The organism is Bradyrhizobium commune, assembly GCF_015624505.1.
GTDB lineage: Bacteria > Pseudomonadota > Alphaproteobacteria > Rhizobiales > Xanthobacteraceae > Bradyrhizobium > Bradyrhizobium commune.
This window is the reverse complement of sequence record NZ_CP061379.1, coordinates 2398642-2418757: the sequence shown is the minus strand read 5'-3', so window position 1 is coordinate 2418757 and position 20116 is coordinate 2398642. Positions and strand designations below refer to the sequence as shown.

Below are 20116 nucleotides of genomic sequence, written 5' to 3'. Positions count from 1 at the left end.
GCGGATGGCCCTATTTGTGCAGCTGCGTGAGGCCGGTCGGCGGCCCGTCGACGGCGGTCCAACCGCCGTCGACGAACAGCGTGCTGCCGCTGACATAGCTCGCGGCATCCGAGGCGAGATAGGCAACGGCGGTCGCGACCTCATGGGCGCTGCTCCAGCGGTTGAACACGGTGTGGCCGGCGTAGAGATTGTAGATGTCGGGACGCTGCTTGAACGGGCCGGTCAGCGCGGTCTCGGCGATGCTCGGCGCAATTGCGTTGACGCGCACGCCGGCGCGGCCGACCTCGGACGCAAAGCCCTTCACCAGAAGCCCGATCGCCGCCTTGGTGGACCCATACACCGCAAGGCCGGGCTCGATGGTGACAGCGCGGACCGAGGAGCAGGCGATGATGCTGCCGCCCTTCTGCTCCACCATGATGCGGCCGAACGCCTGGAAGAACCAGACGGTGCCCTTCACATTCAGCGTGAGGACGCGGTCGAGATCCTCCTCGGTGTAGTCGAGGATGGTCTTGCGGATGTTGAGGCCGGGCGTGGTCACGGCGATGTCGAGCCGCGGAAATTTTTGCATCGCGATTTTGGCCAATGCGTTGACGTCAGCGGCGCTGGCGGCGTCACACGCGGCGGCCTCGGCCCAACCGCCCTTGTCGCGAATGCCGGCGGCGGTCGCTTCCGCTGCGTCAAGCGCGCGATCCGCGCAGACGATCCGGGCACCGAGCCCGGCCAGTGCTTCCGCCGACGATTTGCCGATGCCCGATGCGGCGCCGAGCACCACGGCGGTCTTGCCGGTGAGATCGAAGAGCTTGCGATAGTCCGTCACGGTCACATCCTTCCAATGCTTTCAAAGTCGGGGCGTACTGCACTCATCCCCGGCTGCGAAAACAGGGCGGCTAGAGTGTTTGACGCTCTCGCGGTCACCCATCAATCCAAAATCGGTATCGATCGATACCCCCTTCAACTTGGACTCGCCGCGCTGCGCGACCCTAGGAAAGCCCTAGGGGAAATAAATTCAAGGAGGGCGGCATGCGTGCGGAGTTATCCGCTGAATGCGACGAAGGCTGGTGTCTCACCCTTCGTCACGACCTTGCAAATCCTGCTGCAACGCACCATCGGGCTAATCTAGCCAGTTGATCTTCTGTCCGATCGCCTCGTATACTAATATATCAATTTCAAACACAACCATGCCCGCACGCGCAAAGAGGAAAGCCCAGGCCGCATCCACGCCGGCCGTCGTCACGCCCCGCCGCGGCAAGCCGCCGCAGCGGGCGACGGCCTCGTCGCGCATCTATACCGAGCTGCGCAGCGAGCTGGTGTCGATGCGGCGCCGGCCGGGCGAAGTGATCTCGGAAGCGGAGATCGCAATGACCTATGGCGTCAGCCGGACGCCGGTGCGCGAGGCGATCCTCAAGCTGTCTGACGAGGGCCTGCTCGACGTGTTCCCGCAATCGGGAATTTTCGTCTCCCGCATTCCGCTCGCCGCCCTGCCCGAAGCGATCATCATCCGCAAGGCGCTGGAGGAAACCACCGCGCGGCTTGCGGCCGAGCGCGCCACCGCAAGCCAGATCCTGCAATTGCGCTCGATCGTCGAGCGCCAGCGCGAGGCCGACGAAGCCGGCGACCGCACCGCGTTTCACCAGGCCGACGAGCTGTTCCACGCCACTGTCGCCGATGTCGCGAGACATCCCGGCATCTGGACGCTGATCCAGCACGTGAAGGTCCACGTCGATCGCTATCGGCAGCTGACGCTGCCGGTCGTCGGACGCATGACACAGGTGATCGCCGAGCACGAGCCGATCCTCGCGGCGATCGAAGCGCACGATCCGCAACGCGCGGGAATCGCGATGGAGAAGCATCTCGATCGCCTGCTCCGCGACATCTCGGAAACGCAACATACCAATCCGGAGTTTTTCGCAAGCACGGAATAACCGGACCGCGGTCAAACAACGACGCACACCAACGAAGCAATGAGGGAGGACTACCATGAGACGCCGTGATTTCATCAAATTGAGCGCCGGACTTGGCGCCGGACTTGGAGCAGCCACGCTGGCTCCGATCTCGTCGGGCCGCGCCCAGACCAAAGCCGTGTTCAAGGCTGCCGACGTGCAGCCGGTCGGCTATCCGACGGTCGCCGCCGTCGAGAGCATGGGCAAGAAGCTGTCGGATGCGACGCAAGGCCGGCTCTCGATCCAGACCTATCCCTCCGCGCAACTCGGCGCCGAGAAGGAGACGATCGAGCAGACACAGATTGGCGCGATCCAGATGCTGCGCGTCAGTGCAGGCGCGGTCGGGCCAATCGTCGACGACATCAACGTCGTCAACATGCCCTTCCTGTTCAAGAACATAGCGCAAGCCTGGAAGATGATGGACGGCGACATCGGCCAGGAATTGCTCGACAAGATCACCGCGAGCCCGAACGCGAACCTGGTCGGACTGTGCTGGATGGATTCGGGCGCGCGCAGCTTCTACAACACCAAACATCCGATCAAGTCGATCGCCGACGTCAAGGGCCTGAAGCTTCGCGTCATCGGCAATCCGATCTTCATCGACATGGTCAACTCGCTCGGCGGCAACGGCATCGCCATGGGCTACGACCAGGTGTTCTCGTCGCTGCAAACAGGCGTGATCGACGGCGCTGAAAACAATCCGCCGAGCTACGTGTTCAGCAACCACTACACCGCCGCAAAATATTACTCGCTGACCGAGCACCTCGTGATCCCTGAGATCCTCTGTTTCTCGAAGCGATCCTGGACAGCACTGTCGGCCGACGACCAAGCGCTGATCAAGAAGTTCGCGCGCGAAGCCCAGCTCGAGGAGCGCGAGCTGTGGAAGAAGTACGAGACGACGGCGATGGAGAAGGCCAAGGCCGCTGGCTGCGAAATCGTCGAGATCGCCGACAAGAAACCATTCCAGGACGCGGTCAAGCCGGTCTGGGACAAATACGGCCCGAAATACCAGGCCACGATCCAGCGCATCCAAGCGCTCTAGAGGATGCTCGAAAAGAGCCGAAGCGCGATGAGCACTCGTCGCGCTTCGGCCTCGACAACTTAAACCACTGACAGAGCAGGAAACGCGGATGGCCGCACTGTTTCGCCGAGCGATGGATTTTCTCTATTTGTTGTGCGTGATCGTCGGCTGCATCGCGCTGGTCGCGATCTCCGCGGTGATCCCCTGGGCGGTATTCACGCGCTACGTCCTCAACAGCGCGGCTTCGTGGCCGGAGCCGATGGCGGTGCTGCTGACGATCGTCTTGACATTCATCGGCGCAGCCGCCGGCTACCGGCTCAACCTGCACATGAATGTCGCCTATTTCGCCAAGAAGCTCCCGCCGCCCCTGCAACGGGCGCTCGACATCTTCGTTCAGTTGCTCATGGCGCTTATCGCGCTGTTCATGGTCATCTGGGGTGAAAGTCTCGTCGAGATCACCTGGCACAACTCCATCGCTGACTTCCCGTCGCTGTCGGTCGGCGTCACCTATCTGCCGATTCCGATCGGCGGCGTCTGCCTGCTCCTGTTCGTGATCGAACGGATATTCCTCGGCGTGCCACCCGACCCGATCGGCAAGCATTCCGAGCCTGCGGCCTTCGAGTGAGCCAGGAGTCATCGTCATGGACATCTTTATCCTGCTCGGCACGATGATCGTCTGCTTCCTGATCGGCATGCCGATCGCCTACTCGCTGGCGATGGCGGCGATCGCGGGCGCGCTGTCGGTCGGCATTCCCCTTGAAGCCTTGATGCTGAAAATCTCGGACGGCGTCAGCAAGGTTGCGATGCTGACGATCCCGTTCTTCGTGCTCGCCGGCGCCATCATGGCGGAAGGCGGCATGGCAAAGCGGCTGGTCGCCTTTGCCGACGTGCTGGTCGGCTTGACCCGGCTGCGCGGCGGCCTCTCGATCGTCAACGTGCTGGCGACGACGTTCCTCAGCGGCATCTCCGGCTCGGCGGTGGCCGATACCTCGGCGATCGGCTCGGTGATGATCCCGCAGATGGAGAAGAACGGCTATCCGCGCGTGTTCGCCACCAACCTCACCATCTCGTCCTCGGTGCAGGCGCTGCTGGTGCCGCCGAGCCACAATGCGGTGCTGTATTCGCTCGCGACCGGCGGCACCATCTCGATCAGCGCCCTGTTCATGGCGGGCGTGTTTCCCGGCCTGCTGCTCGGCTTCTCGCTGATCGTGCTGTGCGTTGCGATTGCCTATCGCGAGGGTCATCCTCAGGGGCGCACTGTTCCGGCCAAGGACGCGATCAAGATCACGATCGATGCGGCCTGGGGCCTGATCACGCTCGTCATCATCCTCGGCGGCATTTTGGGCGGCATCTTCACCGCGATCGAGGCTGGCGCGGTCGCCTGCATCTGGGCGTTCTTCGTCACCATGTTCGTCTACCGCGACTATCAATGGCGTGACTTGCCGGTGCTGCTGCACCGGACCTTGCGCACGGTCGCGATGGTGATGACGCTGATCGCCTGCGCCTCCGCAGTCGGCTACATCATGGCGCTCACACAGATGCCGGCGAAGATGACGGCATTCTTCCTGTCGATCTCCAGCAACAAATACGTCATCCTGCTGCTGCTCAACGTGCTGCTGCTGCTGCTCGGCACGCTGCTCGACATGGCGCCGTCGATCCTGATCGCGACGCCGATCCTGCTGCCGGTGATGCAGAATTTCGGCGTCGATCCCGTGCATTTCGGCATGATCATGCTGCTCAATCTCGGCATCGGCCTGTGCCATCCACCGGTCGGCGCGATCCTGTTCGTCGGCTGCGCGGTCGGCAAGGTCTCGCTTGAAGAGGTCATGCGCAAGATCTGGCCGTTCTACGGCGTCATGCTGTTCGTGCTGATGCTCGTCACCTATCTGCCGGAGATCTCGCTCTGGCTGCCGCGTCACATCCTGCGGTGAGTTGATCGCGCCGGCGCGTCGCTTGACGGCGCCGGCACGCCGCCCTCAAGATGCTGGGAAACATCTCGAGGGAAACGCCCATGCCGCGGAAGCTGATCGACATCTCCGTGCCGTTGCAGAACGACGTGCCGGCCGATCCGCCGGGCAACCACCCGACGATCCAGTATATCGACCATCAGCAGGGGCTGCCGCGCATGTTGCAGTTCTTCGATGGTCTCAAGGCGCAGGATCTGCCGGATGGCCAGGGCTGGGCGGTCGAGCAGGTCTCGCTGTCGACCCACAACGGCACGCATCTCGACGCGCCATGGCATTTTCACCCGACCATGAATCGCGGCGAGCGGTCATGGACCATCGACGAGGTGCCGCTGGAATGGTGCTTTCAGCCCGGCGTGAAGCTTGACTTCCGACATCTGCCAGACGGCTATGTCGCCACCGCCGAGGACGTCGAGAAGGAACTCAAGCGTATCGGCCACACGCTCTCGCCGCTGGAGATCGTCGTCGTCAACACCAGCGCCGGCGCCAAATTCGGCCAGGCCGACTACGTCAATTCCGGCTGCGGCATGGGCTGTGAGGCCACCATGTACCTGCTCGAACGCGGCGTACGGCTCACCGGAACCGACGGCTGGAGCTGGGATGCACCGTTCGTCTTCACCGCAAGGAAATACGCGGAAACGAAAAACGCCGGCCTGATCTGGGAGGGCCATAAGGCGGGACGGCACATCGGCTATTGCCATCTCGAGAAGCTGCACAATCTCGAGCAATTGCCTGCAACCGGCTTCACCGTCTCATGCTTTCCGGTGAAGATCGAGCGCGCCTCCGCGGGCTGGACCCGTGCGGTCGCGATCATCGAGAGCTAAAAGCATGATCGGGAAAAGTTCGCAGCGGTTCTCCGAAAAAGATCATGCTCAAACAACAACCTGACGAGCGATGACGACTCGTCGTCATCGCGCGTTAGTCGCCGTCGAGGCCGCTGTCAACGAGCTCACGTAGCGCTTCGGTGTCGAGCACGACGATGGCGCCGTGCTCGAGACGAACCCAGTTGCGTCCGGCCCAGGCGCGCAATTGCTTGTTGATGCTCTCGCGCGTCATCCCCACCATCTCGCTGATCTCCTGCTGGGTGACGGCGAGCGTGCCGCTGCCGGAGTCGAACTTGCGCTCCTCGGTGAGGCCGAGCAGCGCGCTGGCAAGCCGGCCCGGCAAATTCTGCAAGATCACCTGCTCGACCTGCTGGCTGGTCCAGCGCAGCCGCGCGCACAGCAGCTCAATGAATTTCATCGCCAGCGCCGGCTGGCTCTTCACAAACGGCAGGAAGTCGCGGCGGTCGATGATGTAAAGCTCGCAATTGGTGTTGGCGGTCGCATCCGCCGACCGCGGCGCGCCGTCGAGAACCGCGATCTCGCCAAAGATTTCTCCCGGACCGATCAGATTGAGAATAGCGTTCCGCCCATCAGGCGACGAGGAGGAGATCTTCACTGTTCCCGTGATCACCGCAAACAGATTGTTGCCGGGGTCGCCCTTGGCTGCAATCGTCGCTCCGCGCTTCACCGTCGTGTGCTTGGCATAGCGGCAGAGCTGATCAAGCGCGTCAGGCTCCAGATCCGCGAAGATCGGGTGCTTGCGCAGGACCGATAATTTGTTGCCCGACGACTGTCGGGGGTCGCCGGTCTTGTCCTGAGGCACGCCGGGACTCCTAAGACTGCGAGGCAGTGGTGTCCCTGCGTAGTCAACGTTGCCCGGCTTTTCAACCGGAAAGCAGAGCGTACAGGTTTAATCAAATGCCGCTGAGACCGTGCGAGTTCCACTAAACCGCATCCGGAGGGTGCGTCAATGCATTTCGTGCGATGCAGAGTTGCGGTAACCGCACTTCAGAGCTTCAGCCTGACGTCACAGATGTCGGGCTCGGTCGGATCCGGCTTCACCGCAAAACCGAGCTGGCGGCACATCTCCAGCATCGTGACGTTCTCCTTGAGCACGTCGCCCGAGATGGTCCTCAACCCCTCCGATTTCGCGTAGTCGATGATCAGTTGCATCAGGGCCCATCCGAGCCCCCTGCCCTTGAGGTCCGAACGCAGCAGGATCGCATACTCGCCGCTCTCGTAGACCGAGTCCGAATGGAGCCGGACCACGCCGACCATCTCGCTGGTCGCCTCGTCGAAGGCGATGAAGGCCATCGCCCGCGCGTAGTCGAGCTGGGTCAGGCGGGCGATGAATTCGTGGGTAAACTCCTTCATCGGCGCGAAGAAGCGCAGGCGGAGGTCGTGGGGCGTGACATGGTGCAGGAATTCGTGGATGGTCGGCTCGTCCTCCGGGCGCAAGGGACGCACGGAGATGCGCCAGCCGTCCTTGAGCACGAGGCGTCGCTCCCACTGCGACGGATAGGCGCGGACGGCGAAATTGGCGGGCCCTGAGCCCGCAAATTTCCGCTGTGGTGGTCCGACCGCGACGCGCGCGTCAACCGCCGTGACGCCGGTTTCGTCTGCCAACATCGGATTGATGTCGAACTCGCGGATCTCTGGAATGTCGGCCGCCATCTGCGCGAGCTTGACCAGCACCATCGCGACGGCGTCCTGCTTCACCGCGGGAACGTCCCGGTAGGCGCGCAACAGCCGAGAAACACGCGTGCGCCCGATCAGGTCGCGCGCGAGCTGCAAATCGAGCGGCGGCAGCGCAAGCGCCTTGTCATTGATGATCTCCACCGCCGTCCCGCCCCGGCCGAACACGACGACGGTGCCGAAGGTCGGATCGTCCGCAAGGCCCAGGATCAGCTCGCGCGCCTTGGGCTTGACGACCATCGCCTGCACGATGATGCCAGCAATGCGGGCTTCCGGGCGCAGCTTCCTCGCACGCGCAAGGATGTCTGTCGCGGCGGCACGCACGGCATCCGGCGTGGTGAGATTGAGAACGACGCCGCCGACATCGGATTTGTGCACGATGTCGCGTGACATGATCTTGAGCACGACGGTTGCCCCCTGGGCGAAGATGTCGTTGGCGCAGACCACCGCCTGCTCGACATCGGTCGCCGCAAAGGTCGGTACCATCGCGATGTCATAGGCTTCGAGCAGGCGCTTGACCTCGACCGGTTCGAGCCATTTGCGGCCATCCGCAATTGCGTTCGCGACGATCTGCCTCGCGGCTCTCGCGTCTGGCAAGAAGGTGTCGGGCATCGCCGGGGGAACCTGGCTCAGCGCCTCCACGACCTCGCGATGTCTCACGAGGTGCATAAACCCGCGAACCGCGTCATCCTCGGTCGGATAGTTCGGAATGCCGGCGCCTGACAGCATCTCGACGATCTTCTGATCGGCCCCGACCCAAGCCGCAAGGACAGGTTTCGCCCAGCTGCGGTGCTTGGTGCGATACGCGCTGACGAGTTCCGTCACCCGGGTTGCGATGTCAACGGCCGAGGCGATCGCGGTCTGCACATTGAGGACCAGAACCGCGTCATTGTCGGGATCGGCGAGCAGCACATCCAGCGCCGCGGCGTAGCGCGATGCGTCAGCGTCGCCGACGATGTCGACCGGGTTGGCGCCGGACCAGGTCGGCGGCAGCACGGCGTCAAGATCTTTGCGCGCCTCCGCCGAGATCGACGCGGGAATGCCGCCAAGCTCGACCAGCCGGTCGACGGCCAGGACGCCGATGCCGCCGCCATTGGTCAGGATCGCGAGGCGCTTGCCGGTCCGCGATTCGACGCGGCCGAGCGTCTCGGCGCAATCGAACAGCTCGCGCAGATCTGATACCCGCAGCACACCGGCACGGCGGAATGCCGCATCATAGACGGAATCCGCACCGGCAAGCGCGCCCGTGTGCGTGGCCGCTGCCTTCGCACCCTGCGCCATTCGGCCGGACTTGACCACGACGACCGGCTTCACGCGCGCCGCGGCCCGCGCCGCCGACATGAACTTCCGCGCGTCCTTGATGGCCTCGATATAGAGCAGGATCGCGCGGGTCTTGTGATCCATCGCGAAATAGTCGAGCAGGTCGGCGAGATCGACGTCGATCTGGTCGCCGATCGAGACGATGCCGGAGAAGCCGACGCCGCGCTGTGCGGCCCAATCCACCATGCCGGCGGCGATCGCACCCGATTGCGAGATCAGTGCAAGATTGCCCGAGCCTGGCATATGGGCGGCGAAACTGGCGTTGAGGCTGGCACCGGGCATCATGATGCCGAGGCAATTAGGGCCGATCAGTCGCATACCGTATTTGCGCGCCGCGGCGATGGCGGCCTCGTGCGGCGATCCCGGCCCCAGACCGAGCCCGGCCGAGACGATCAACACGCCGGCCGAGCCGCGCTGCCCGGCCTGATCGATGATGCCGGGAACCTCGGCCGCCGGCGCGGTGATGACGACCAGCTCGGGGACGAACGGCAATTGGTCCAGGCTGCTGACCGCAGCGACGCCGCCGATCTCGGCATGCCGCGGATTCACCAGCCCGAACGGACCCCTGAATTCCGCCTTCCGGATGTTCTCCAGAACGGCGCGACCGACGGAGACCTGACGGGCGCTCGCGCCCACCAACGCCACGGACCGCGGCGACAACACGTTTTTCAGGCGATAGGTTGACATGGTTGCAACCGTTCGATCGGGCGACGGGTCGGAAATCTGGATCGATGTGGCAAACGCAGCTAGTGCGACATCATCACCCAGCACGGTGGCTGGCCGATGACGGTCTTGGTCACCCCGCCCCAGACGATCTCGTTCAGGCGCGAATGGTGGTAGGCGCCCATGACGATGGCATCGATCGCATGTTCATTCGCCCAGGTCCCGAGCACCTTGCCGATCGAGCTGCCGCTGCCCTTCACGGTTTCAAAGGACGCGTAGACCCCGTGCTCCCTGAGATGATCGACGAGACTGGTCCCTGATTGCGCGATCGCGTCGGCGTTGTCGTCAGCCACCGTGATCACGCGCACCGCGTTGGCCGCCTGAAGGATCGGCAGCGCGTCGCCAACCGCGCGCGCAGCGCGAGCCGAGTGATCCCAGGCGATCATGACGTTCTCGAATTCCGGCCGCAACACGTCCACATGCTGCTCCGGACAGAGCAGCAGCGGCCGGCCGGACTCGAACAGGAACGTCTCGACGATATTTTCGCTTTGGCTGTCGTGCGGCTTCACCGGGATCAGCGTGAGATCGCTGAAGCGCGCATGTTCGGCAAAGGTCGATGCAATTTGGTCCGCCGGCACCCTGCCTGACCGGCTCTGTGCGCGAATGCCGGTGCGGGAGGCCGCGCGCGTGAACGCGTTGAGCAGCTGCTGCATGTCGCCCACTTCGCGCACGCCGATCGTGTCGGCGGACTCCGGATCATCAGGAAACACCACCTTCGGACGCACGAAAACATCGTCCTCCAGCGCAAGCGCGGTGATCCTGGCACCGAGGTCGGCGGCAACGGCCACGCACTTCTCGATGGCTGCAAGCGCTGGTTTACGCGGCTGGCCGATCAGCGGCAGAAAGACGTCCTTGATGGGCATCGGGATTCTCCTTGCCGGCCAAACTAGGCCGCCTTTGGTCGGGACGCTTGATCCTCGTCAAGCCGAGGGAATTCCGTCAGGCCAGCCGACGACAGGCCTTGACGGAAGTCAAGGAGTGGTCGTCATCTCGTCGTAAGACCTATTTCGGCGGCCGGACCACCTGCCGCCCATCTGCACATGCCGGCAGGGATGACAGACGATTCCGCAACCCAGGAACGGATCTTTGCAACGCTGACCGCGCGTGGCGGCGTGAAGCGGATCGACACGCACGCAGCGTCAGTCTTCCTCGACGGGACACGCGCGCTGAAAATCAAGCGGGCCGTCCGGTTTCCCTTCCTCGATTATTCGACGCTCGAGCAGCGCAAGGCGGCCTGCGAGGAGGAGATCAGGATCAACCGGCCGCTGGCGCCGCAGATCTATCATCGCGTCGTGGCGATCACGGAGGAGCCGGACGGATCGGTGAAGGTTGCAGGATCGGGCCGACCGATCGAGTATGCGGTCGACATGTTGCGCTTCGACGAAAGCCGGACTCTGGACCATTTGGCGAAGGCCGGCCCGCTGGATCCAAACCTGGCCTCGGCGACCGCCGACGCGATCGCCGCTTCACATGCGGCCGCCCCAGATGCTGATGGCGAGGGGTGGGTTTCCTCCATCCCTGCCCTGATCGACGGTAACAGCAATGGTCTGCGGAACGGCGGGTATATTTCAGCGGCGGAGATCGAGCAGCTTGCCGAAGCCTCGCACGAGGCGTTTTTGCGCGTTCGCTCGTTGCTTGAGCAGCGTGGCCGCCGGGGTTTCGTACGCCGCTGCCATGGCGACCTGCATCTTGCGAATATCGTGTCGATCGAACAGCAGCCGATCCTGTTCGACGCCATCGAGTTCGACGCGCGGATGTCCACCGTCGACGTGCTCTACGATCTCGCATTCACGCTGATGGATCTGTTGCACCACGACCAGACTGTGGCGGCGAACATCGTCCTGAACCAATATCTGACCACAACGCCGCACGAAAATCTCGACGCGCTCGGTGCGCTGCCGTTGTTCATGTCGATTCGGGCGGCGATCCGTGCGCAGGTGACGCTGGCGCGGCTGAATTCACCGCATTCCAGCGATTCCGGCATCCTTAACGACGCGCAGCGCTACTTTGGCCTGGCCCGGGCGCTGATCCATCCCCCTGCGCCTCGCCTGATTGCCGTTGGTGGATTGTCGGGCACCGGAAAGACGGTTTTGGCGCGCGCGCTCGCGCCGGACATAGCACCGCACCCGGGAGCGGTCGTGCTGCGCAGCGACGTCGTCCGCAAGCAGATGTTCGGGGTCAAGGACACGGACCGGTTGCCGCGATCCGCATACACGCCAGAGCTTGCGGCGCACGTCTACGAGACGTTGGCCCGACACGCCCGGCGCGTGCTCGCCCAGGGCCATTCGGTCGTTGTCGACGGCGTGTTCGCCCGAGATGCCGAACGAGACGCATTCGCCACGTTGGGGCGGGCGTGCGACATACCGATGACAGGTTTCTTCCTGGTCGCCGACCTCGCGACGCGACAGGCGCGAATCGGAAGTCGACAAGGGGACGCATCCGACGCCACGCAAGAGGTTGCCGCGCTGCAAGAGCACTATAATATCGGTCATGTCGGTTGGGCGACCATCGATGCATCCGGGACACAAGAGCAGACGCTTCAGCGCTGCCGGGACGCGATCGCCAAGGGCGGGTAAGGCTATCTGATTGACGCGGACAGGGATGGCGCGACGCACCAGGACCTCGACGGCGACCGTTCGCGCCAGGCCGGCGGCGAATCGCAATACACTGCCTGGCCGCCTGAGCCCTGGCATGGCCTGCGACACCGCCTTCCGGATCATCGCGCGACGTCACCTCGCCGCCGTCCTCGCCCAGCATGATGGCACCTGCCGGGGCGACCCCGACGCACTTCATCAGATCCGAATCGCGCTGACACATCTGCGGACCGCCATCCGCTTCTTTTCCCCGATGGTCGATGACGCGCTGCGGCCAAAAGTCTGGACCGAGCTGAAATGGCTGAACAGCCAGCTTGGCATGGTGCGAGACCTCGACGTGGCAATCGAACGCGTCGTCGCCGAGACCGGCGAGGAGCTCGCCGTGATCGCCGAGCTCCAGCACTGGGACGAGAAGCGTGCCGAGAGCCATCGCCTGCTGGCCCGCGCGCTGCATTCCGCGCGCTATCGGCGGCTGGTCGAACAGACCTCGGCCTGGATCGAGAGCGGCCCCTGGTCAACCAGACGCAGCAAGGACGCCATCAGACTGCGCCGCTGCTCGCTCTCCGACCACGCGACGGCGCAACTCAAGGAGTGGGAGACGACACTTCTCAAGAGAGCCAGGAAGCTTCGCAAGCTCGACGTCGAGAAGCGGCACAAGCTGCGACTTCTCAACAAGCGACTGACCTACTCGATCGAGTCGCTGGAGGATCTGTTCGCCGACAAATCGCTGACGAAGCAAAAGTCGATCCTCAAGCAATTGCGCAAGGCTCAGCGGTCGCTCGGACAACTGAATGACGATGCGCGAGGCCAAACGCTGGCGGCGTCATTGAACGAGGCCGTCCCCGAGGCGGGCATTCGCTTCCTCGACCGCAAGCGCGAAAAGAAGCTGTTGCGAACCGCCGCCACGGCGTATCGGAAACTGGACAAGGCCAAACCCTTCCGATCCTCCGACCTCGCACCGAATACGGAGCCTGAGGACTAGGTGCGGACATAGTCGCCGGGTGCGTCGGGCAGGCTCTCGATATCTCCAGATCCGATTGGCGGCGGATCACAGGGATTGCCCGATCTCGCTGTCAGCCACTGCGTCCATTCCGGCCACCACGATCCCTCAACATGCGGTGCCAGCTTCAGCCATTGGTCCGGGCCGACATAGGGCGCATCCGCAGCCTTGGTCATCACCTGATAGCTGTGCCCGGGATCGTCGGGAGGCGCGACCACGCCGGCATTGTGGCCGCCGCTGGTCAGCAGGAAGGTCACGTCGGCGTCGACCTGGTAGTGGAGCTTATAGACAGACCGCCACGGCGCCACGTGATCTGCGAGCGTGCCGACCACGAACATCGGCGCATGGATGTCGGAGAGCGCGATGCTGCGGCCGTCGACAGTGTAGCGACCTTCAGCCAGATCGTTGTCGAGGAACAGCTTGCGCAGATATTCCGAATGCATGCGATAGGGCAGCCGCGTCGCGTCCGCGTTCCAGGCCATCAGGTCACTCGGCGGCGCCGCATCGCCCATCAGATAATCGTGCGACAGCCGCGACCAGATCAGATCGTTGGAGCGGAGGAGCGCAAATGCACCGGCCATCTGCGCCGTATCGAGAAAGCCCCGTTGCCACATCATGTCTTCGAGGAACGTGACCTGGCTTTCGTTGATGAAGAGCGTCAATTCGCCCGCTTCGGTGAAATCGGTCTGCGCGGCAAGGAGCGTGACCGTGCCGAGACGGACGTCGCCGTCGCGGGCCATCGCAGCGGCGGCTATCGATAGCAACGTTCCGCCCAGACAATAGCCGAGCCCATGGGCCTTCCGCCCGGGCACAATCTTGCCGATCGTGTCCAGAGCGGCCATGACGCCGAGGTTGCGATAGTCGTCGAAAGCAACATCCCGGTCCCTCGCGTCGGGATTGCGCCAGGAAATCGCGAACACGGTAAAACCCTGACTGGTGAGGTAGCGCACCAGCGAATTCTGCCGTGACAGATCGAGGATGTAGTACTTCATGATCCAGGCCGGCACGATCAGGATCGGCTCCGGCCTCACCTTCGCGGTGGTCGGAGCGTACTGGATGAGCTCCATCAGTTCGTTGCGGTAGACGACCTTGCCGGTCGAGGCCGCAACCGTCTTGCCAACCACGAACTGCTCATGGCCGGGCGATTTTGCTGCGAACAGCAGGCGCATCAGATCGCTGCACCAATTCTGCCAACCGAAGATGAAATTCTCTCCGCCGCTCCGAAACGCCTTCTCCAGCACTTCGGGGTTGGTCGCCACGAAATTCGACGGCGCGAACGTATCGAGCATCTGCCGCACCGAGAACTCGACGATCGCTTCATTGGCACGCGAGACACCGCGCACGCCGGTTGTCGCGTCGTGCCACCAGCGCTCGCCGAGCAGAAAGGCCTGCGCCAACAGATTGAAGGGCGCGACCTCCCACTGCGGCTCTTTGAAACGACGATCCCGCCCATGCGGTTGAATCACGGACCAAGGTTTCTGCTCGGGCGACGTCGCGTGGGCGGCGGCTTCGACAAAGCGGCCAATGTCGCGCAGGACATCGCGGGCCAGCTCCATCTGGCGCTGGGGCGCCACAGCAAGATGCGAGCCCCAATCAAGCCAGGCGAGCGACAAGGCCGCCGGCGAAATCCCGCCCGTGAACCGCGCCAGCATTGCGTGGAGGGCACGGTCGAGCGGCTGCGGCTCGGACGCCGGCTCAGCGCTCGGGACTAACCGTTTGCCGGACGCCTCGCTGCTCACCGGAGAGGGGCTGACGCCAGCAACGGGAATGCCGGGCGTCGGCGGCCCCGCCGGCCCTGCGGGCCGAGGAAATGTATGCACGACGCTCATGACGGAAGGTTCCTGCACGCTTCTGGTCCTGTTTTCCGCGCCAGGATAGAGCCGCGCCTGGCGCGTGCGTTTGAGCTGCGTCAACCTGATTGGTTCCGTCCAGCCGCTTGACCTGCGTCAAACCCTGCTGCCGCGCCTGATCTAGAGTTTTCGTATCGAAATTGGTCCAGACTGCGGAGTTTCCCATGCGCGCCCACCAGATCATGACCCGGTCGGTCATCTCGGTCACCCCCGGCACCGGCATCGTCGAGGCGGCCAACATCATGCTGAAGCGGCACGTCAGCGGCCTGACCGTAGTCGACGAGGCCGGCACGCTGGTCGGCGTTGTCTCGGAAGGTGACTTCATACGCCGCAGCGAAATCGGCACCGGGCGCAAGCAGGGCCGCTGGCTGCGGTTCATCCTCGGTCCCGGCAAAACGGCCAGCGACTTCGTGCACGAGCACGGGCGCAAGGTTTCCGAAGTGATGACCGATTCGCCAGTCACCATCACCGAGGATACCGCGCTCGCGGAGATCGTTGACTTGATGGAACGGAACAACGTCAAGCGTCTTCCAGTGGTGCGCGGTGACAAGCTCGTCGGCATCGTGTCGCGCGCCAATTTATTGCAGGCGGTGGCCGGCCTTGCTCGCGAAGTGCCGGATCCAACAGCCGACGACGATCACATCCGCAGCCGCATCATCGACGCCATGGAGAAGAACGACTGGTGCCCGTTCGGGCTCAACGTCATCGTTCGCGGCGGCATCGTTCACTTGAGCGGCGTCATTACCGAGGAACGCGCGCGTCAAGCTGCAGTCGTTGCGGCGGAAAATGTCCAGGGCGTGAAAAAGGTGCACGACCATCTGTGCTGGGTCGACACCATGTCGGGCGTCTATTTGAACTCGCCCGAGGACGATGATCTCGCCAAAGCGAGCTGAAGCGACGAACGCGGCTCAGCGCGGAATGACGGCGGTCGCCTCGATTTCGACGCGCGCCGCCTTCTCGACGAGGCGGACGACCTGCACCAGTGCCATCGCAGGATAGTGCGTGCCGAAGATCGTCCGATAGACCTTGCCGAGCTCCCTCAGGTTCGTCAGGTACTCGTCCATGTCGACCACGTACCAGGTGAGGCGCACGAGATGCTCGGGTCGCGCACCGGCCTCCGCCAGGATCGCAGCGATGTTGCTCAGGGTCTGGTGCACTTGGGCGACAAAGCCATCCGCGAGACGTTCCTCGATATCCCAACCGATCACTCCGCCGGTCACGACGATGCGGCCGTCCGCGGCCATGCCGTTGGCATAGCCCTTCGGCATCGGCCAGCCGGAGGGCTGGAGCATCTGCGCCGTGGAACGGGTTTCGTCCTCGGCTGCGGTCGGCAGCACCGCAAGATGCGGGCCTTTCGGTGTCGTCACGGACAAATCTCTATCCTCATTCTGCGGCAACGCCGGAAGATGCTGCCGCCGCCTGCGCCAGCTGGCGCAAGGCAAAGCGCTTCAACTTGCCGGTCTCGGTTTTCGGCAATTGCGTCACAAATTCGATCGCGCGCGGATATTTGTATGGCGCGATCTCCCGTTTGACATGCTCCTGCAACTCAGCCGCGAGCTTGGCGTCCGGCGTGACGCCGGGCACGGTGATGACATAGGCCTTCACGATCATTCCGCGCGCTTCGTCGGGCGCACCGACGACGCCGCACTCGACGACGGACGGATGCGTGAGCAGCGCCGCCTCGACGTCGGTGCCGGCGATGTTGTAGCCAGACGACACGATCATGTCGTCCGAGCGCGACTGGTACCAGAAGTAACCGTCGCTATCCATGAGGTAAGTATCGCCGGTGATATTCCAGCCGTTCTGGACATATTTGCGCTGGCGCTCGTCGGCGAGATACCGGCAGCCGGTCGGTCCGCGCACCGCAAGCCGTCCCATCGTGCCCGGCGGCATGTCGTCGCCGGCGTCATCGACGATCTTGGCTTCATAGCCCGGCACCGGCTTTCCGGTCGCGCCGGGACGGATCTCGTCCTCGGTCGCACTGATAAAGATGTGCAGCATCTCGGTCGAGCCAATGCCATCCATCAGCTTGATGCCGGTCGCCTTGTGCCAGGCATCGAATGTCGGCTTCGGCAGCGTCTCGCCGGCGGAGACGCACTTGCGGAGCGAAGATATATCGCGGCCTGGGAGCTTGCCGATCATAGCTCGATAGGCGGTCGGAGCGGTGAAACACACCGTGATCTTGTACTGCTCGATCGCGTTCAGAATATCGTCCGGCGTCGTCTTCTCCAGCACGACGAAGGAAGCGCCGATATGCATGGGAAACAGCACGCCACCGAAGCCAAAGGTGAAGGCGAGCGGCGCCGAGCCGACGAAGCGATCGTTCTGTGCGGCCCGCAGGATGTTGCGCGCGTAGCCGTCACACACGGCCAGCATGTCCCGGTGGAAATGCATGGTGCCCTTGGGATCGCCGGTCGTGCCAGAGGTGAAGGCGATCAGGCAGATGTCATCGGAAGCGGTATCGACGGCGTTGAACTCTGGACTCGCGTCCGCGATCAGCGCCTCGAGCGAGTCGGCTGCACCATTGCCCCAATAGAGGACGTGCTTGAGCCCGGGCACAGCGGCTCTCGCCTTCTCCATTTCATCTGCAAGTTTTCCGTCGCAGAGCGCCAGCGTGATTTCAGCCTTCTGGATCGGATAGGACAGCTCCTTGGCGCGCAGCAGCGGCATGGTCGCCACGCAAATGCCGCCGGCCTTGATCACCGCGAGATAGGTCGCAACCATCATCGGGTTGTTTGCGGAGCGCAGCAGCACACGTCCGCCCGTCACGAGACCAAGCTTGCTGACCAGTACATTAGCGATCCGGTTCACCAGCGTTTGCAGCTCGCGATAGGAGTAGCTGACGGCGGGACTGATGACGCAGGGCGCATCGCCGTGCCCCTGCTCGACCCAACGGTCGAGGAAATAGCTGACGCAGTTCAATCGCGGCGGATAGTGCAGCTCCGGCCGCGTGAAGGTGAATTCGGGCCAGAGCTCTCGCGGCGGCAGATGCTGCCGCGCGAATGTGTCGACATGGGCCGTCGCGACATTGCCGTCAGACGAGCCCGTCACTTGAACCTTGGCGGCGTTGGCCATCGCACGCTCCTTTGCGCATGGAAAGCACCCGGCAGCACTATCTGGGAAACATTTTAGGCTTAAAACAATTCGGCGCAATAGCGGATTTTGGGCATCCCATGCATTTTCCTGCGGCAAGATGGGATTGGCGGACTGCCCGACCATCCATTTAAGGCCGGCGGCGCACTGCCGATTTCTGCGCCGACGCCTTGGTCTTGGCCAGGAGCCGCATCAATTCGCGTACGTCCTTCGGCGTCAGGTCAGCGAAGAGATCGGCGATCCAGGTCTCGTGCTCCGCGGCCATCCTACGAAACTCGGCGCGGCCGAGTTTCGTGAGGCGGATCACCTGGACGCGGCGGTCCGTCTCCGAGGTCCGGCGGTCGAGATGGCCGGATTCCACCAGGCGCTCGACGAGGCCGGTAACGTTGCCGTTGGAGACCATCATGCGCTTGGAGATGTCGGACAGGGTCATACCGTCGGGCGCCTTGTCGAGCTGCGCCATCAGGTCGAAACGCGGCAGCGTCACGTCGAAGCGCTGCCGCAGCCGGCCGCGAACCTCGCCCTCGATCAGGGTCGTGCAGGTCAGGAGGCGCAACCACAGCCGAAGCTCCTCGGCATGATCCTCCGGCGTTTCGACGGCCTTGGTCTCGGAATCGAGCATCTTGATGCAAACACTGATGGCTGGCAGTGGCGGAGGCCACGGATTCCCTAACGTTTTGAGCTTCAAATAAATCGGCCCCGGCCGCAAGCCTAAAGCTACAACAATCGACCGCATGCCAATTTCTTTAAGCTTCAAGCAATTGGCGCGCCGCTTGCATGCATGCCCGTTGCATGATGGCACAACGCTTTCAGCCTTGCTTGCCGCGGAAGCCATCATCGGCTTAAGCTTGGATCGGAGTACGTGGCTTGCGACGCAAGCCTGATGTCACGGGGGACAGATCATGAAGACGCAATTCACCATGGCCGCGGCCGCCTTCCTGCTTGGCACCGCGCTGAGCCCCGCCCTCGCCGAAGACAAGATCAAGCTGGGCGTGATCGTAACTCTGTCGGGGCCTGCGGCTGCGCTGGGGCAACAGGTCCGCGACGGCTTTGCGCTCGCGGTGAAGGATCTCGGCGGCAAGATGGGCGGTCGCGATGTCGAGGTCGTGGTGGTCGACGACGAGCTCAAACCAGATGCGGCCGTGACAAAGGTCAAGGGTCTGCTCGAGCGCGACAAGGTCGATTTCGTGGTCGGCCCGATCTTCTCTAACATCCTTCAGGCGATCCACCGGCCGGTCACGGAATCGAAGACCTTCCTGATCAGCCCGAATGCCGGCCCGTCGACCTTTGCCGGCAAGGACTGTAATCCGTTCTTCTATGTGACCTCGTACCAGAACGATCAGGTGCACGAGATCCTCGGCAAGGTCGCGCAGGATCGCGGCTACAAGCGCATGTACCTGATGGTGCCGAACTATCAGGCGGGCAAGGACTCGGTCGCCGGATTCAAGCTCGACTACAAGGGCGAGATCGTCGAAGAGTCCTACATGCCGCTGAACACGCTGGACTTCCAGCCGGAGCTTTCCAAGATCTCGGCGCAGAAGCCCGATGCGCTCTTCACGTTCATGCCGGGCGGCCTCGGCGTCAATCTCGTCAAGCAATACAAGCAGGCCGGCCTTGCCGACAGTATCCCTGTTCTGTCGGCTTTCACCGTGGATGAATCGACCCTGCCGGCGCAGCAGGACGCCGCCGTCGGCATGTTCGGCGGCGCCAACTGGGCGCCAAATCTTGACAATCCCCAAAACAAGAAGTTCGTCGCCGCCTATGAGGCCGCATACAATGGCGTACCCGGCACCTATGCCTTCCAGGCCTATGACGCCGCAATGCTGATCGACAGCGCGGTCAAGGGCGTAAAGGGCGATCTCTCCAATAAGGATGCCATTGCGGCGGCCTTGAAGAAGGCGGACTTCACCTCGTTGCGCGGCTCCTTCAAGTTCAACACCAACGGCTATCCGATCCAGGACTTTTACCTGACCAAGGTCGCCAAGCGCCCGGACGGCAAGTTCCAGACCGAGATCGTGCAGAAGGTTTTTGAGAATTACGGCGACCGCTATGCCAAGGACTGCAAGGCGGCGAACTAAGCCGCGTGTCGCGT

17 protein-coding genes are annotated in these 20116 nt (G+C 63.3%); 9 read left to right on the top strand and 8 right to left on the bottom strand.

Annotated elements, in window-relative coordinates:
- Positions 1-10 precede the first annotated feature (10 nt).
- Positions 11-817 (bottom strand): SDR family NAD(P)-dependent oxidoreductase, encoded by an 807-nt coding sequence (locus IC761_RS11435; RefSeq protein ID WP_195803340.1) that lies wholly within the window; start codon positions 815-817, stop codon positions 11-13.
- 361 nt (positions 818-1178) lie between these two features.
- Between IC761_RS11435 and IC761_RS11430 the strand changes: the two genes are divergently transcribed.
- The 5 genes from IC761_RS11430 to IC761_RS11410 all read left to right on the top strand — a co-directional run bounded on the left by IC761_RS11430 (position 1179) and on the right by IC761_RS11410 (position 5749).
- Entirely contained in the window at positions 1179-1922 is a 744-nt protein-coding gene (locus tag IC761_RS11430; RefSeq protein WP_195803339.1) for a GntR family transcriptional regulator, read from the top strand.
- A gap of 55 nt (positions 1923-1977) precedes the next feature.
- Positions 1978-2982, top strand: a complete 1005-nt coding sequence (locus IC761_RS11425) for a TRAP transporter substrate-binding protein (protein WP_195803338.1) — start codon at positions 1978-1980, stop codon at positions 2980-2982.
- 88 nt (positions 2983-3070) lie between these two features.
- On the top strand, positions 3071-3586 hold the full coding sequence (locus IC761_RS11420; protein ID WP_195803337.1) for a TRAP transporter small permease: 516 nt from the start codon (positions 3071-3073) through the stop codon (positions 3584-3586).
- Between the two features lie 16 nt (positions 3587-3602).
- On the top strand, positions 3603-4892 hold the full coding sequence (locus IC761_RS11415; RefSeq protein WP_195803336.1) for a TRAP transporter large permease: 1290 nt from the start codon (positions 3603-3605) through the stop codon (positions 4890-4892).
- An 80-nt stretch (positions 4893-4972) separates the two neighbouring features.
- The gene (locus tag IC761_RS11410) at positions 4973-5749 is read left to right on the top strand and encodes a cyclase family protein (RefSeq protein WP_195803335.1); all 777 of its coding nucleotides are present in this window, start codon (positions 4973-4975) and stop codon (positions 5747-5749) included.
- A gap of 94 nt (positions 5750-5843) precedes the next feature.
- On the opposite strand, the gene IC761_RS11405 is transcribed toward IC761_RS11410, so the two are convergent.
- From IC761_RS11405 to IC761_RS11395, 3 genes are all read right to left on the bottom strand, one after another.
- Entirely contained in the window at positions 5844-6572 is a 729-nt protein-coding gene (locus IC761_RS11405; RefSeq protein WP_195803334.1) for a Crp/Fnr family transcriptional regulator, read from the bottom strand.
- A 185-nt stretch (positions 6573-6757) separates the two neighbouring features.
- The gene (locus IC761_RS11400; protein WP_195803333.1) at positions 6758-9451 is read right to left on the bottom strand and encodes a bifunctional acetate--CoA ligase family protein/GNAT family N-acetyltransferase; all 2694 of its coding nucleotides are present in this window, start codon (positions 9449-9451) and stop codon (positions 6758-6760) included.
- Positions 9452-9510: 59 nt separating this feature from the next.
- A complete protein-coding gene (locus tag IC761_RS11395) occupies positions 9511-10350 on the bottom strand; it encodes a universal stress protein (RefSeq protein ID WP_195803332.1) in 840 nt (279 codons plus the stop codon).
- Between the two features lie 189 nt (positions 10351-10539).
- Here IC761_RS11395 and IC761_RS11390 point away from each other — a divergent pair, with 189 nt between their 5' ends.
- Both IC761_RS11390 and IC761_RS11385 read left to right on the top strand, forming a co-directional pair.
- Positions 10540-12063, top strand: coding sequence for a bifunctional aminoglycoside phosphotransferase/ATP-binding protein (locus IC761_RS11390; RefSeq protein ID WP_195803331.1), 1524 nt, complete (start codon positions 10540-10542; stop codon positions 12061-12063).
- Positions 12064-12088: 25 nt separating this feature from the next.
- Positions 12089-13063: a CHAD domain-containing protein gene (locus tag IC761_RS11385; RefSeq protein WP_195803330.1), complete on the top strand. Its 975-nt coding sequence runs from the start codon at positions 12089-12091 to the stop codon at positions 13061-13063.
- Here the strand turns inward: IC761_RS11385 and IC761_RS11380 are convergent.
- A complete protein-coding gene (locus IC761_RS11380) occupies positions 13060-14910 on the bottom strand; it encodes a PHA/PHB synthase family protein (protein ID WP_195803329.1) in 1851 nt (616 codons plus the stop codon). The genes IC761_RS11385 and IC761_RS11380 overlap by 4 nt on opposite strands.
- Before the next feature lie 185 nt (positions 14911-15095).
- Between IC761_RS11380 and IC761_RS11375 the strand changes: the two genes are divergently transcribed.
- Positions 15096-15824 carry a CBS domain-containing protein gene (locus IC761_RS11375; RefSeq protein ID WP_195803328.1) on the top strand — a complete coding sequence of 243 codons (729 nt, stop codon included), beginning with the start codon at positions 15096-15098 and terminating at the stop codon, positions 15822-15824.
- A gap of 15 nt (positions 15825-15839) precedes the next feature.
- Here the strand turns inward: IC761_RS11375 and IC761_RS11370 are convergent, their stop codons facing one another.
- From IC761_RS11370 to IC761_RS11360, 3 genes are all read right to left on the bottom strand, one after another.
- Positions 15840-16298, bottom strand: a complete 459-nt coding sequence (locus IC761_RS11370; RefSeq protein WP_438265113.1) for a RidA family protein — start codon at positions 16296-16298, stop codon at positions 15840-15842.
- A gap of 16 nt (positions 16299-16314) precedes the next feature.
- Positions 16315-18006 (bottom strand): benzoate-CoA ligase family protein, encoded by a 1692-nt coding sequence (locus IC761_RS11365; protein WP_195803326.1) that lies wholly within the window; start codon positions 18004-18006, stop codon positions 16315-16317.
- 148 nt (positions 18007-18154) lie between these two features.
- Entirely contained in the window at positions 18155-18646 is a 492-nt protein-coding gene (locus tag IC761_RS11360) for a MarR family winged helix-turn-helix transcriptional regulator (RefSeq protein ID WP_195803325.1), read from the bottom strand.
- A gap of 280 nt (positions 18647-18926) precedes the next feature.
- On the opposite strand from IC761_RS11360, the gene IC761_RS11355 reads away from it, so the two are divergent.
- Positions 18927-20102, top strand: coding sequence for an ABC transporter substrate-binding protein (locus tag IC761_RS11355; RefSeq protein ID WP_195803324.1), 1176 nt, complete (start codon positions 18927-18929; stop codon positions 20100-20102).
- Positions 20103-20116: the final 14 nt, after the last annotated feature.

Bases quoted from the DNA above. Each gene is read 5' to 3' on its own strand.
- IC761_RS11390 (WP_195803331.1), top strand. From the start codon at position 10,540: ATGACAGACGATTCCGCAACCCAGGAACGGATCTTTGCAACGCTGACC.
- IC761_RS11410 (WP_195803335.1), top strand. From the start codon at position 4,973: ATGCCGCGGAAGCTGATCGACATCTCCGTGCCGTTGCAGAACGACGTG.
- IC761_RS11355 (WP_195803324.1), top strand. From the start codon at position 18,927: ATGAAGACGCAATTCACCATGGCCGCGGCCGCCTTCCTGCTTGGCACC.
- IC761_RS11415 (WP_195803336.1), top strand. From the start codon at position 3,603: ATGGACATCTTTATCCTGCTCGGCACGATGATCGTCTGCTTCCTGATC.
- IC761_RS11430 (WP_195803339.1), top strand. From the start codon at position 1,179: ATGCCCGCACGCGCAAAGAGGAAAGCCCAGGCCGCATCCACGCCGGCC.
- IC761_RS11380 (WP_195803329.1), bottom strand. From the start codon at position 14,910: ATGAGCGTCGTGCATACATTTCCTCGGCCCGCAGGGCCGGCGGGGCCG.
- IC761_RS11365 (WP_195803326.1), bottom strand. From the start codon at position 18,006: ATGGCCAACGCCGCCAAGGTTCAAGTGACGGGCTCGTCTGACGGCAAT.
- IC761_RS11400 (WP_195803333.1), bottom strand. From the start codon at position 9,451: ATGTCAACCTATCGCCTGAAAAACGTGTTGTCGCCGCGGTCCGTGGCG.
- IC761_RS11385 (WP_195803330.1), top strand. From the start codon at position 12,089: ATGGCGCGACGCACCAGGACCTCGACGGCGACCGTTCGCGCCAGGCCG.
- IC761_RS11375 (WP_195803328.1), top strand. From the start codon at position 15,096: ATGCGCGCCCACCAGATCATGACCCGGTCGGTCATCTCGGTCACCCCC.
- IC761_RS11360 (WP_195803325.1), bottom strand. From the start codon at position 18,646: ATGCTCGATTCCGAGACCAAGGCCGTCGAAACGCCGGAGGATCATGCC.
- IC761_RS11420 (WP_195803337.1), top strand. From the start codon at position 3,071: ATGGCCGCACTGTTTCGCCGAGCGATGGATTTTCTCTATTTGTTGTGC.
- IC761_RS11425 (WP_195803338.1), top strand. From the start codon at position 1,978: ATGAGACGCCGTGATTTCATCAAATTGAGCGCCGGACTTGGCGCCGGA.
- IC761_RS11395 (WP_195803332.1), bottom strand. From the start codon at position 10,350: ATGCCCATCAAGGACGTCTTTCTGCCGCTGATCGGCCAGCCGCGTAAA.